This window comes from Pseudomonas sp. GG8, from assembly GCF_052976945.1.
The window spans coordinates 1,451,538-1,464,516 of record NZ_JBRIIP010000001.1; the positions used below are offsets into that span (position 1 = coordinate 1,451,538).

9 protein-coding genes are annotated in these 12,979 nt (G+C 57.4%); all 9 read left to right on the forward strand.

Annotated elements, in window-relative coordinates; all coding sequences use genetic code 11:
* The first annotated feature begins 6 nt into the window (after positions 1 to 6).
* Positions 7 to 2,049, forward strand: a complete 2,043-nt coding sequence (flgK, locus tag ACVBEG_RS07135; protein WP_322180089.1) for a flagellar hook-associated protein FlgK — start codon at positions 7 to 9, stop codon at positions 2,047 to 2,049.
* Positions 2,050 to 2,062: 13 nt separating this feature from the next.
* Positions 2,063 to 3,655 (forward strand): flagellar hook-associated protein 3, encoded by a 1,593-nt coding sequence (locus ACVBEG_RS07140; RefSeq protein WP_322180087.1) that lies wholly within the window; start codon positions 2,063 to 2,065, stop codon positions 3,653 to 3,655.
* A 116-nt stretch (positions 3,656 to 3,771) separates the two neighbouring features.
* Positions 3,772 to 7,359, forward strand: a complete 3,588-nt coding sequence (locus tag ACVBEG_RS07145) for a glycosyltransferase (RefSeq protein WP_447107526.1) — start codon at positions 3,772 to 3,774, stop codon at positions 7,357 to 7,359.
* A gap of 214 nt (positions 7,360 to 7,573) precedes the next feature.
* Positions 7,574 to 8,347, forward strand: a complete 774-nt coding sequence (rfbF, locus tag ACVBEG_RS07150; protein WP_322180083.1) for a glucose-1-phosphate cytidylyltransferase — start codon at positions 7,574 to 7,576, stop codon at positions 8,345 to 8,347.
* Entirely contained in the window at positions 8,329 to 9,411 is a 1,083-nt protein-coding gene (gene rfbG / locus ACVBEG_RS07155) for a CDP-glucose 4,6-dehydratase (RefSeq protein WP_322180081.1), read from the forward strand. The genes rfbF and rfbG overlap by 19 nt, the downstream gene beginning before the upstream one ends.
* The gene (locus ACVBEG_RS07160) at positions 9,408 to 9,968 is read left to right on the forward strand and encodes a dTDP-4-dehydrorhamnose 3,5-epimerase family protein (protein WP_322180078.1); all 561 of its coding nucleotides are present in this window, start codon (positions 9,408 to 9,410) and stop codon (positions 9,966 to 9,968) included. The genes rfbG and ACVBEG_RS07160 overlap by 4 nt, the downstream gene beginning before the upstream one ends.
* Positions 9,965 to 11,191 (forward strand): methyltransferase domain-containing protein, encoded by a 1,227-nt coding sequence (locus ACVBEG_RS07165; RefSeq protein WP_447107527.1) that lies wholly within the window; start codon positions 9,965 to 9,967, stop codon positions 11,189 to 11,191. The genes ACVBEG_RS07160 and ACVBEG_RS07165 overlap by 4 nt, the downstream gene beginning before the upstream one ends.
* Complete coding sequence (locus ACVBEG_RS07170; RefSeq protein WP_322180074.1) at positions 11,188 to 12,315, forward strand: DegT/DnrJ/EryC1/StrS family aminotransferase; 1,128 nt, start codon at positions 11,188 to 11,190, stop codon at positions 12,313 to 12,315. Before ACVBEG_RS07165 ends, ACVBEG_RS07170 begins: the two co-directional genes overlap by 4 nt.
* Complete coding sequence (locus tag ACVBEG_RS07175; protein ID WP_322180072.1) at positions 12,312 to 12,977, forward strand: acetyltransferase; 666 nt, start codon at positions 12,312 to 12,314, stop codon at positions 12,975 to 12,977. The genes ACVBEG_RS07170 and ACVBEG_RS07175 overlap by 4 nt, the downstream gene beginning before the upstream one ends.
* The last annotated feature ends 2 nt before the right edge of the window (positions 12,978 to 12,979 follow it).

Genomic DNA, 12,979 nt, shown 5'->3' on the forward strand with positions numbered 1-12,979 from the left:
TGAATCATGTCACTGATTTCAATTGGGCTCTCAGGGCTGACTGCTAGTAGTGCGGCGATCAACACGATCGGTAACAACACTGCCAACGTCGATACCGCAGGTTATTCTCGTCAGCAGACGATGACCGTTGCTTCGGCCTCGCAGAACGTCGGTGTTGGTTTTATCGGTACCGGGACGACGCTGTCCGATGTGCGCCGCATCTACAACAGTTACCTCGACAGCCAGTTGCAATCCAGTACCGCGCTCAACTCAGACGCTACGGCTTTCCTGGGGCAGGCCAGTTCGACTGATACGTTGCTGTCTGACAGTAGCACCGGGATCTCGACCGTGCTGTCCACTTTTTTCACTCAGTTGCAGGGCGTCTCGACGACCGCAACCGACTCCAGTGCACGAGCACAGTTTTTAACTACAGCCACCGCGCTCAGTGCCCGGTTCAATTCGATTTCTACGCAATTGGCCGCACAAAACTCATCGATCAATAGCCAGCTGACCAGTCTGGCGGGTCAGGTCAATACGCTTTCGTCGTCGATTGCGCACTTGAACCAGCAGATCACTCAGGCCTCAGCCAGCGGGGCAACACCCAATAGCCTGCTTGATGCTCGCAACGAGTCAGTACGTCAGCTGAACGTGCTGGTTGGCGCGAAAGTGGTGAGTAATAACGGCAGTTACGATGTGTACATTGGTACTGGCCAGTCGCTGGTCAGTGGCACGACCGCCAATACCTTGTCTGCAGGGCCCGGCACGAGCGACGCTACGCAATACACGTTGAAAGTGAACTACTCACAGACCAGTTCTGATGTGACGTCGGTCGTGACCGGCGGCACCATCGGTGGTCTGCTGCGTTACCGTAGCGATGTGCTGACACCGGCGGCCAACGAGTTGGGGCGTGTGGCGTTGGTCGTTTCAGACCAGGTCAACAGTCAGCTGAACCAGGGTATCGACAGCAACGGCGAGTTTGGTTCCAATCTGTTCAACAGCATCAATGGTGCTGATCAGATCAATCAGCGCAGCCTTGCCTCGTCAGGCAACAGCGCCGGGTCGGGCAACCTCGACGTGACCATTGCCAATACTGGCAAACTGACGGCGAACGACTACCAAGTCACCTTCACCAGCAGCACCGGCTACAACGTCAAGCGCCTGCCTGATGGTTCAAGTGTGGGGTCCTATGACCTCAGCACTACTCCGCCTCCGGTCATCGACGGCTTTTCGCTGTCGCTCAATGGCGGTGGCGTGAGCGCGGGTGATAGCTTCAAACTTACCCCGACTCGTAATGCGGCGGCAGGTATCGCGACTGTGATGAGTGATGCCAAGACCATTGCCGCTGCTGCGCCGCTGACCGCGACAGCCAGCGCCAGCAATCTGGGTTCAGGCACGATCACCCAACCCGTGCTGACGACTAGCCTGGATATCTATAATTCGACCACCAGCACGGACCTGCGCACGGCCTTGAAAGACTCGACGCCGGTCAAACTGGTTTTCGGGGCAGTCAGCGGCGGCGCTCAAAGCTATCGATTACTCGACGCCAAGGGGCAGCCGGTGCTCGATGCCTCGGGGACTGCGGTTACTGGCTCCATCGTACCGGGACAGAGCAATGCGCTGAGTTTGTCAGTGGGGTATACCGATTCCTCCGGCGCAGCTCAGGCCTACAAATTCGAGATGACAGTGGCGGGCTCGCCGAGCTCGAACGATGCTTATAGCATCAGCCTTACAGGTGCTGGTTCTGCGGATAACCGCAACGCCCTGGCAGCGTTAGCGTTGCAGACCAAGCAGACGGTGGATGTTTCTTCGGCCAATAACGGAATGAGCCTGTCCGGGGCCTATGGCAAGCTCATTGAGAATGTTGGGGCGCAAGCCAGCCAGGCCAAAAGCGATAGCTCTGCGACCACGGCAATCCTGACTCAGGCCAAAAGCGCACGAGATGGGGTTTCTGGGGTGAACCTCGATGAAGAGGCTGCCAACTTGGTCAAGTATCAGCAGTACTACACCGCCTCTTCGCAGATTATCAAAGCTGCGCAGACCATTTTCAGCACGCTGATCAACAGTCTTTAAGGAGTCGTAATCCATGCGTATTTCCACTGCCCAGTTTTACGAAGCCAGCGCTACGAACTACCAGCGTACTTACAACAACGTGATCACGACCGGTAATGAGGTTTCCAGTCAGGTCAAGCTCAATACCGCTGGCGATGATCCTGTCGGTGCGGCACGTGTGCTTCAGCTCGCGCAACAAAGCTCGATGCTCGACCAGTACAAGACCAACATTAGCACCGTAAACTCCAACATGACCCAGGCCGAAACGGCACTGAGCAGCATCACTGATGCATTGCAGACTGCCAAGGAATTGGTGATCAAGGCGGGTAACGGGACGTTTACAGATGCCGACCGTAAAGCCAACGCTGCTGAGCTGACTCAGCTCAAGGCTCAGATAGTGGGGTTGATGGGCAGTCAGGACGCCAACGGCCAGTATCTGTTCTCCGGCTCCAAGTCCACGACGCCACCGTATGCGTTGAACAGTGACGGTACCTACAGCTATAGCGGTGATCAGACCTCGGTAAACCTGGCCATCGGCGACGGGCTCTCTATGGCGAGCAATACCACGGGCTGGGATGCTTTCGAGCAGGCGATCAATACCACGCGCACGTCAAGCAGTCTGACGTCGCCTGCTGTGAACGATGGCAAGGTTGCTTTGTCGGGTGGCATTGTGGGGTCCAATACAACCTACAATTCCAAGTTTGTGGGTGGTCAGCCCTACACCGTGGCTTTCCTCAGCAGCTCGCAGTTGAAGATCACAGATGCGGCGGGTGCCGATGTAACAGCTGAAGCCAGTCAGGCGGGTGCATTCAGTTCGGTAAATGCTTCGGATCAGACTGTCAGTTTTCGCGGCGTCAATTTGAATTTGAACATCAACCTGACGGATGCCGAACGGGCAACCACCGCCACCGCAGATGCTGCTGTTGCGGGGCACAGCTTCCAGTTGGCTTCTACGCCGAGCAGTATCAGTACGTCGCGTAGCGCTGGTAATCCTTCTGCCGCAACAATTACTGCTGCATCAGTGGGTACTACAGCCTCGGACATGACCGCGTATAACAACAGTTTTCCAGCGGGCGGGGCGATTCTCAAGTTCAGCAGCGCTACTAACTATGATCTCTATGCATCACCCATTACCGCCAGCAGTACGCCGGTTTCCAGCGGTAGTTTGAGCGGCTCTACTGCAAATGCGTCCGGCGTCAACTTCACGCTGAGTGGCACGCCAGCGGCAGGCGATCAATTCGTGGTCCAGGCCAATACCCATCAGACTCAGAATATTCTGAACACGCTGACGTCAGTGATTACCGCGCTGAACACGCCAGCCGACGGCAACCCGGCTGCCATGCAGAAATTGAGCGGTGCACTGGATTCTGCGTTGGGCAACCTGACCAGTGGCACCGAGCAGATAAGTACGGCGATTAGCTCCGGTGGCGCGCGTCAAAACGCGGCGACTAGTCAAGGCGTCACGAATGACAGCCTGCAGGCATCCAATTCCACGAATCAGTCGGCGATCACTGCTTCCGACCCGGTAGACGCTATCGCCCGTCTGACGATGCAGAAAACCATGTTGCAGGCTTTGCAATTGGTCTTTACCCAGGTCTCCCAATTGAACCTGTTCAGCAAAATTTAAACGTCTGCCCGGAAGGTAGCGAATCCGTCGCTACAACCACCGAGCGATAACCGTTCTTTAGCGGTTCATGGGGCTCACTCGACTGAGTGGGCGCCCGCCGCTCGTGAGTCTGCGCCGTGAATCCAGTTCCTCTCGTCAGTATTGTCATCCCTGCTTTCAACCCGCGTTTTTTTAAAAAAGCATTAGTCAGCGCTTTGAACCAAAGCTACGGCAACCTGGAAATCATTGTCTGTGACGACAGCTGCGGTGATGAGATCGAGGGTATCGTCGAGTCATTGGAGGGAAGCCCTACCGTCTCTTTGCGCTACGTGCGAAATCCGCAGCATTTGGGGTTTGTCGGCAACCTACAGGCTGGCCTGGGAGAGGCGCGCGGCGAGTTCATCAAGTTTCTGTGTGACGATGATCAGCTGTTTCCAGCGAGCATTGAACGTCAGGCGCAAGTGTTCATCGAACACGCGGATGTCAACTTGGTGTTGGCCCAGCGGTTGTTCTGGGATGCCGACGATATTCAACTGCCTCCACGCCTGGAGAACTCACCGCTGGCGCCCACCGATGGGTTGTTCAAGGGGGAGGATTTACTGTCGATTTTCGAGACATTCCCCCTCAACTTTCTGGGTGGCTTCAGCAGTGCCCTTCTGCGTCGTCTTGATGTTTTGGAGTTTTTGCCGGCCTTGACTCAGTCCGGCCATGGTTTTGCCGCTATGCTCGATTTCGCGTTGTACATTTGCCTGTTGCGTCGCGGAAACATGGTTTCGCTGAACCTGATTTTGAGTGTCGAGCGCCTATACCCGGGCCGTCTGAGTCGGCAGCAGCCGATGAGAGATGCGGCTGCGACCGAAATGCAGTGGCTGGTACAAATGCTTGAGGCGCGTAGCGGTGAGCCAGCACCGGCCAAGGGTTGGGTTCGTTATGTGCCGTTGAAGCAAGCGGGCGACTTGTCGCGAGACTGGGAAGAATTGGCGCTGAACCGGATGTTGGGCAGCAAACAATCCACCTTGTCGTGGAAGGTGGGCGTCGCCAGCGAGAGCTTTGCCGAGCTTTACGCGCAATGGCTGGTGTGCCGTACGCTTTCTGAACCACAGCGCAAATTACTGCCGGACACCCTTGCCGCCTGGCCGCAGCAGCCGAAAATTGTTGCGGTTGTTATCGATGAGCAGGCCAGCAGTGCCGGCCTTGATGTCACCCTGGAGAGCCTTGCCGGGCAGCTCTATCCTCCGGAGCTGGTGTTGGTGTTGTCCAGCGCTCGTACTGAGGCCTCGCTTGATGAACGGGTCTTCAGTTTGCCACTGCAGGACAACTGGCAGCAGCAACTCAATGAGCTCCTGTCGCAACTCGAAGGCGCGCACTGGTTCTATTTGCTGCGTGCCGGGGATCGTCTGGTAGAGCCGGCGTTGCTGGTGCTGGCCGAACGCATTGCCATGTCCCCAGGCGCGCTGTGCGTCTATAGCGACGAGGGTGCCTTGCGTGAGGGCGAGTCAGCCGAGCCGGTGTTCAAACCTGATTTCAACCTGGACTTGCTGCGCAGCTACCCCTACGTGGGGCGGAATTTAGCCTTCCAGCGCCAGCGCTTTCTCGAGTTGGGTGGCTTCAATCCGCTCTATGGCGAACTTGGTGTACACGATCTGCTCTGGCGTCTGATTGAGAATGACGGTCCTCAGGCCATAGAGCATATCGCCGAAATTATGCTGGAATCGCCGTTCGCCCTTTCCCAGTGGCTGTCTTTGCCTGAAGTGGTCGAGCAAAACCCTCTGGTGCTGGCGGCGCATCTGCAGCGTATGGGCATTGCTCACGAAGTTCGGCCCGGCAGTCTGCCATTGCTCAATCGGGTCGATTACCTTCACGCCAGACGGCCGCTGGTGTCGATTATCATCTCTAGCAAGGATCAGCTGGCGGTGCTGCAGCGCTGTGTGGAAAGTCTGCTGGAAAAAACGGCCTACAGCGAATATGAGCTGTTGATCGTTGATAATGCCAGTGACGGTGCCGAGGCCCGCGCCTGGCTGGCTAGCATGGCGCAGTTGGGCAGCGACAGGTTGCGTGTCTTGGACTATCCGCTGGAGGCCAACGTAGCGGCGATCCGTAACTTTGCAGCGCAGCAGGCACGCGGTGAATACCTGCTGATGCTCAGCCCTTATGCGGTGATCACTAATGCGGACTGGCTGGATGCTTTGCTCAACCATGCGCAGCGTCCGGAAGTCGGGGTGGTGGGTGCCAAGCTATTCAATCCTGATGGCTGTGTGGTGCATGCGGGTCTGATTCTCGGCCTTCAAGGTCCGGCCGGGGTCCCGTTCTTCGGGGAGCCCCTGCATGCTGCTGGCTACATGCAACGCTTGCAAGTCGCTCACGATTTGAGCGCTGTCGATGGCGATTGTCTGATGGTGCGTAAGCAGGTATTCGACGCCGTGGGCGGGCTGGATGAGGTGAGCTTCGCGCAAACTTTCAGTGCGGTGGATCTGTGCTTGCGGGTGCGCCAAAAGGACTATTTAGTCGTTTGGACGCCCCATGCCCAGCTGGCGTTGGGCGCGCGTCCTGTTGCGGCGGGGGATGTCACTATCGAGGAGCGACGGGCCAAGGAACAGGAGAAGTTCTACCTGCGCTGGCTACCGATTATTGCCAAGGATCCGGCGTATAACCCGAACCTGGCCCTCAATAATTCAAGCTTTAGCCTGGAGCCCGGTTTGAATACGGGGTGGAACCCTTTTTCCAATCGCCAGTTACCCAATGTCCTTGCCTTGCCAATCAATGCTTCGGCAATTGGGCATTATCGTGTGACCCAGCCACTTATCGAGTTGCAGGCGGCGGGCAGGGCGGTCGGGCGGATCAGCTATGACATGCCATCAATCGTAGAGGTAGAACGCCAGTCGCCTGACGTTATCATTTTGCAAGGGCGCTACAGCGAAGGGCCGATCAGCGAAATCATCAGCCTTAAAACTTACTCCCGTGCGCTACGTATTTTCGAACTGGATGACTATGTCATCAGCGTTCCGCATAAAAATTCGCACATTCGTAATATGCCTGGCGGTGCGGATATGGAGCGTCTGGTTCGGCGCGGTATCGGCCTGTGTGATCGGGTCGTGGTCTCGACCCAGCCTCTGGCCAATGCCCTGTCGGACATGCACCACGACATTCGGGTCGTGCCGAATATGCTGGCGCCGGATTTGTGGGCCGGGTTGTCCAGCCAGCGCCGGACGTCAAAAAAACCTCGGGTAGGCTGGGGGGGTGGCACCAGTCACTCGGGGGATCTGGAGATCATTGCCGAGGTTGTTCGCGAGCTGGCCAATGAAGTGGATTGGGTGTTTTTCGGTATGTGCCCGGAAGCGTTGCGGCCTTATCTGCACGAATTCCATGGGGTGATCGATATGCGTGTCTACCCGGCCAAGCTGGCCAGCCTGAATCTGGACCTGGCCCTGGCGCCTCTGGAATTCCATATTTTCAACGACTGCAAAAGCAACCTGCGCTTGCTGGAGTATGGCGCTTGCGGTTATCCGGTGGTGTGCACCGACACCGCCGCCTATCGAGGTTACCTGCCGTGTACTCGGGTCATCGGCAACAGCACAGAGGAATGGCTGCAGGCCATTCGCATGCACCTGGCCGACCCTGATGCCAGCTACCGTATGGGTGATGAGCTGCGTGAGACGGTACTGCGCGATTACATGCTGCGCGGGGACAACTTGCGGTATTGGGAAAATGGTTGGTTGGCGGATTAAACTCCAGGGATTTAAGTGCTGTTTTGAGTCAGTAAACTGCCAGCTCGGGCAATCCGAGCTGGCGCGTTTCCTGCAGGTCCCCCGTATATCGTCATAAAACATGCATTTCCGGCGTTGCCAGAAGAGCCATGAGCGGCGTTGAAGGTTTTATACAGAAGGCCTGCAAAGCCCGTAAAAGCTTGGCTGAGCCCTGTGACGAATAAAAGGGGACAAGATGAAGGCAGTTATTTTGGCGGGTGGCCTGGGCACGCGCATTAGCGAAGAGTCGCACCTGAAGCCCAAACCGATGATTGAGATCGGCGGCAAGCCAATTCTCTGGCACATCATGAAGCAGTATTCCGCTCACGGAATTCACGACTTCGTGATCTGTCTCGGCTACAAGGGCTACGCGATCAAGGACTTTTTCGCCAACTACTTCCTGCATACTTCCGACGTTACCTTCGACATGTGTAACAACCGCATGGACGTTCATCAGAACTATAGCGAACCCTGGCGGGTGACACTGATCGACACCGGTGAGGACACCATGACCGGCGGCCGTTTGCTGCGGGCCAGCCGTTACGTGGAAAATGAAGAGGCGTTCTGCTTCACCTATGGCGATGGTGTTTCCGATCTGAATATTGGCGAACTGGTGGACTTCCATCTTTCCCACGGCAAATTGGCCACCGTCACGGCAGTGCAGCCGCCGGGTCGTTATGGCGCGCTGGAGCGCGAGGGCAATCTGGTCAGCGGGTTCACCGAAAAACCCCGTGGCGACGGTGGTTGGATCAATGGCGGCTTCTTTGTGTTGTCGCCCAAGGTTTTATCCCTGATTAACAGCGATGAGACGGTCTGGGAATCAGAGCCCTTGATCGGTCTGGCCGAGCGAGGGCAATTGACGGCGTTCCAGCACGATGGTTTCTGGCACCCGATGGATACCCTGCGCGACAAGAATTATCTTGAAAGTCTGTGGCAAAGTGGGGAGGCCCCATGGAAGCAATGGGACTGAATCTGGAATTCTGGCGCGGCAAGCGGGTTCTGCTGACGGGTCACACCGGTTTCAAGGGCAGTTGGTTGACGCTGTGGTTGAAAAGCCTCGGTGCCGAGGTCAGTGGTTTTGCCCTTGATCCTTCGACCGAGCCGAGCTTGTTCGAACTGGCTCGGGTCACTGAAGGCATCAATGATCAGCGCGGTGACTTGCGCGATCTCGGCGCCTTACTTGAACTGATCGCAGAGGTCCAGCCCGAGATTGTCCTGCATCTTGCGGCGCAACCGCTGGTGCGTGAAGGCTATCGCGACCCGCTTGGCACCTATTCAAGCAATGTCATGGGCACCCTCAACCTGCTGGAAGCGATTCGCCAGATCGGTGGGGTGCGTGCTTGCGTACTGGTGACGACCGACAAGGTCTACGCCAACCAGGAATGGCTGTGGCCGTATCGTGAAAACGAGCCCCTCGGCGGACATGATCCCTACAGCAGCAGCAAGGCCTGCTGCGAGTTGCTCGCACAATCGTATGTGGCCTCATTCTTTCCGGCCGAACGTTATGCCGAACACGGTTTGGCACTGGCCACGGCGCGCGCCGGTAACGTACTCGGTGGTGGCGATTTTGCTCCCGAGCGTTTGATCCCTGATGTGCTCAAGGCCTGGTCGGCTGGTGAACCGGTGACTCTGCGCTATCCACAGGCTGTTCGCCCCTGGCAGCATGCGCTGGAGCCATTGGCGGGCTACCTGCAATTGGCCGCTGGCCTGTACGAACAAGGCCCGCAGTTCTCCGGTGCATGGAACTTCGGACCCGGTGAAAGCGATATGTGCAGTGTCGGCGAGGTGGTTGAGCTGCTTGCCAAGCGCTGGCCGCAAGCGCCGGGGCTGCGTATTGAACCAAGCGATTTTCACGAGGCCGGCTTGTTACGTCTGGACAGCAGCCGCGCCCGTCAGTTGTTGGCGTGGCAGCCGCGCTGGTCATTGCAGCAATGCCTGGAGCAGACGCTGGATTGGCACTTGGCCTGGAAGAATGGCGAGGACATGCGTGAAGTAACGCTCGCTCAGCTGAACCTGTATCGGGGGCAGTTGTGAGTGAGTTTTTGTTAACCCCGCTACCGTTGACCGGACTGTTCAACGTGCAGCACAAGCGCCATGAGGATCAGCGTGGGCACTTCGCCCGGCTGTTCTGTGAAGGTGGTTTGAGTGCCTTCGGTCAGTCGTTTCATATTCGTCAAATCAACCATTCTTGCACCCGCGAGCGGGGCAGTGTGCGCGGCCTGCATTATCAAAAAGCCGAACAGCCGGAAGCCAAACTGATTACCTGCCTGCGGGGCGAAGTCTGGGATGTAGCGGTGGATCTGCGGCCGGATTCCGAGACGTTCCTGAACTGGCATGCCGAGCATTTGTGCGCAGGGGATGGTCGTAGCCTGCTGATTCCGGCAGGTTTTGCCCATGGTTTTCAGACCCTGACCGACGATGCCGAGCTGCTCTATCTGCACAGTGCCGACTATGCCCCGGATCACGAGGGCGGTCTTTCAGTACTAGACCCCCGGCTGGCGATAGCCTGGCCGTTGGTTGTCAAAAATCTGTCAGCACGGGATGCCTCGCATCCCTTGCTCGATCCTCAGTTCGTTGGAGTGCGTCTATGAACTGCCGAGGTTGCGGCACCCCATTGACCTTGTCGCTGATTGATCTCGGCACGTCGCCGCCCTCCAATGCGTACTTGCGGGCCGAGCAACTGGAGCAGTCCGAGCAATGGGTGCCGTTGAAGGTGCAGGTGTGTCAGGAGTGCTGGCTGGTCCAGACCGAGGACTACACCCGCGCCGACAGCCTGTTCGACGCCGACTATGCCTACTTCAGTTCCTATTCCAGCACCTGGCTGGCTCATGCCGAGCGCTATGTCGCGGAGATGGTCGAGCGCTTTGGCCTGACGACTGACAGTCGGGTGGTGGAAATCGCCGCCAACGACGGTTACCTGCTGCAATACGTGGCCAAACGCGGCATCGCCTGCCTCGGCGTCGAGCCGACCCACAGCACGGCTCAGGCAGCGCGGGAAAAGGGGCTGGAGATTCGCGAGCTGTTCTTTGGTCGAGAGACCGCCTTGCATTTGCTTGAAGAGGGCTGGGCGGCGGACCTGATGGCGGCCAACAATGTGTTGGCGCATGTCCCGGACATCAATGACTTCCTGAGCGGCTTTGCTACGTTGTTGAAGTCCACCGGTGTCGCAACCTTCGAGTTCCCGCACCTGCTGACGCTGATGGCGGGGGCTCAGTTCTATACCCTCTACCACGAGCATTATTCTTATCTGTCGCTGACGGCCGTGCAGCGTTTGTGCGAACGCAATGGCCTGGAAGTCTTCGATGTCAGCGAACTGCCGACCCATGGCGGCTCGCTGCGGGTCTTCGTCCAGCGCGCTGATGGCGTGCGCCGTGCGCTGCAACCGGCCGTGCAGCATGTGCTGGATGTCGAGCTGATCGCCGGGGTGAAAACCCCCGGGTTCTACGCAACGCTGGCTCCGGCCGCCGAACGCATCAAGCATGAACTGCTGCGCTTCCTGTTGCAGGCCAAAGCCGAAGGCAAGCGCGTGGTCGGCTATGGTGCCGCTGCCAAAGGCAATACCTTGCTCAACTATGCCGGGGTCAAACCTGATCTGCTGGCCTGGGTCGCGGATGCCAACCCGCATAAGCAGGGCAAGTTCTTGCCGGGCAGTCGCATTCCTGTGGTCTCTCCCGATCATATCGAGAAAGAAAAACCGGATTACGTATTGGTGTTGCCATGGAATCTGCTGGATGAAATCACTCAGCAGTACGCCTGCGTGAGCACGTGGGGTGGTCGTTTTGTCGTTGCGGTTCCGGAGTTGAGCTACCGATGAGCAGAATTCATTACACCAAACCGAGTGTGGGTGAGCTGGAAGCATCCTATGTACTGGATGCAGTACAGAACGGCTGGGGCGAGCGCTGCTATGAATACATCACCCGTTTCGAGAAGGCCTTTGCCGAGCATATGGGCGTGCCTTACGCCATAGCAACTTCAAGCTGCACCGGTGCCTTGCACATGGGGATGGCGGCACTCGAGATCGGGTCGGGCGATGAAGTGATTCTGGGCAACACCAACTGGATCGCTTCTGCGGCGCCGATTACCTACCTTGGCGCTACCCCAGTGTTTGTCGACGTATCGCCGGACAGTTGGTGCCTGGATCCGGAAAAAGTCCGGCAAGCCATCACCCCTCGTACCAAAGCCATTGTCGCGGTGCATCTCTACGGCAATCTGTGCGACATGGACGCGTTACTGGCGATCGGCCGCGAGTTCGGCATTGCAGTGATCGAAGATGCCGCCGAAGCTATCGGTTCCCAGTGGCGCGCCAAGCCTGCCGGTTCGCTGGGGACTTTTGGGGCGTTCTCCTTTCACGGCACCAAGACCCTCACCACCGGTGAAGGCGGTATGTTTGTGACGTCGGACAGATCCGTGTACGAGCGGGTTCTGACCTTGTCCAATCATGGTCGGGTGAACGGCAGTACGCGTCAGTTCTGGCCAGATTTCATTGGATTTAAATACAAGATGAGCAACCTGCAGGCCGCCATCGGCTGTGCTCAGATTGAACGGGTCAACGATCTGATTGAGCGCAAGCGCGCCATATTCGCCAACTACGCCAGTGCTCTGCTGGAGATTCCGGGTATTTCAATGAACCCGCAGCCGGATCACTCACGCAACGGCTACTGGATGCCGACGTTGGTGTTTGAAGAGAGCACCGGGATTACTCGCGACACCTTGATCGAGGCTTTCAAAACCGCTGATATCGACGCGCGAGTGTTCTTCTGGCCATTGTCGTCGCTGCCGATGTTCAGCGCGATGGATGTCGATACGCCGGTGGCTTTTTCACTGTCGGAGCGTGCGATCAATCTGCCGAGCTATCACGATATGACTGACTCGGATCAGCAGCGGGTCATTGCGGTGGTTCGCGCTGTCTGCGCAAGCAGGGGGCTGGGGCTGCTGTGAATATTTACTTGTTGGGTGCGGCGAATCCTGAGGCCGTACGCATGATTCGTTCGGTGCAGCGCGCGAACCCGAACGTCGAGTTTTTGTTTCTGGACAATAATCCGGCCAAACAGGGCGCTGATTTTTTTGGTGTTCCAGTGGTTGGTGGTACTGATCGTGTGGCCGATCTGAAGGGGCCGGACACCCTGTTCGTCAACCTGATTACCGGCTCTACCGAGCTTCGCTACGAGACAACCTGCCAGATCGTCGAGGCCGGCGGAACATTGGGTAACTTTGTGCATCCTGGCATTGATCTGACGATGGTCCGAATGGGCGTTGGCTGTTATCTGCAGGAGGGCGTGATCATGCAGGCCGACGTCGCGTTGGGTGACAACACCAGTATCAGTGCAGGAAGCGTGATTGGGCATGAAGGCCGGATTGGTCATTCAGTGTTCATGGCGCCTGGGGTCTGTATCGCCGGCTGTGTCGAGATCGGAGACGGTGCCTTCATCGGTATCAATGCGACCATTTTGCCCCGTTTGCGCATTGGTCGTTGGGTCACTATTGGCGCCGGGGCGGTCGTCACCCAAGACGTTCCTGACTATGCAGTGGTGGTGGGTAATCCCGCCAGAATCATCAGGTCGAATGCTGTTTCCTATCAGGATGGCCGGGTTTTCAAGTAAAG

Excerpts from the sequence above, each read along its gene's own strand:
- flgK (WP_322180089.1), top strand. The coding sequence starts at position 7 with ATGTCACTGATTTCAATTGGGCTCTCAGGGCTGACTGCTAGTAGTGCG.
- ACVBEG_RS07140 (WP_322180087.1), top strand. The coding sequence starts at position 2,063 with ATGCGTATTTCCACTGCCCAGTTTTACGAAGCCAGCGCTACGAACTAC.
- rfbF (WP_322180083.1), top strand. The coding sequence starts at position 7,574 with ATGAAGGCAGTTATTTTGGCGGGTGGCCTGGGCACGCGCATTAGCGAA.
- rfbG (WP_322180081.1), top strand. The coding sequence starts at position 8,329 with ATGGAAGCAATGGGACTGAATCTGGAATTCTGGCGCGGCAAGCGGGTT.
- ACVBEG_RS07165 (WP_447107527.1), top strand. The coding sequence starts at position 9,965 with ATGAACTGCCGAGGTTGCGGCACCCCATTGACCTTGTCGCTGATTGAT.
- ACVBEG_RS07170 (WP_322180074.1), top strand. The coding sequence starts at position 11,188 with ATGAGCAGAATTCATTACACCAAACCGAGTGTGGGTGAGCTGGAAGCA.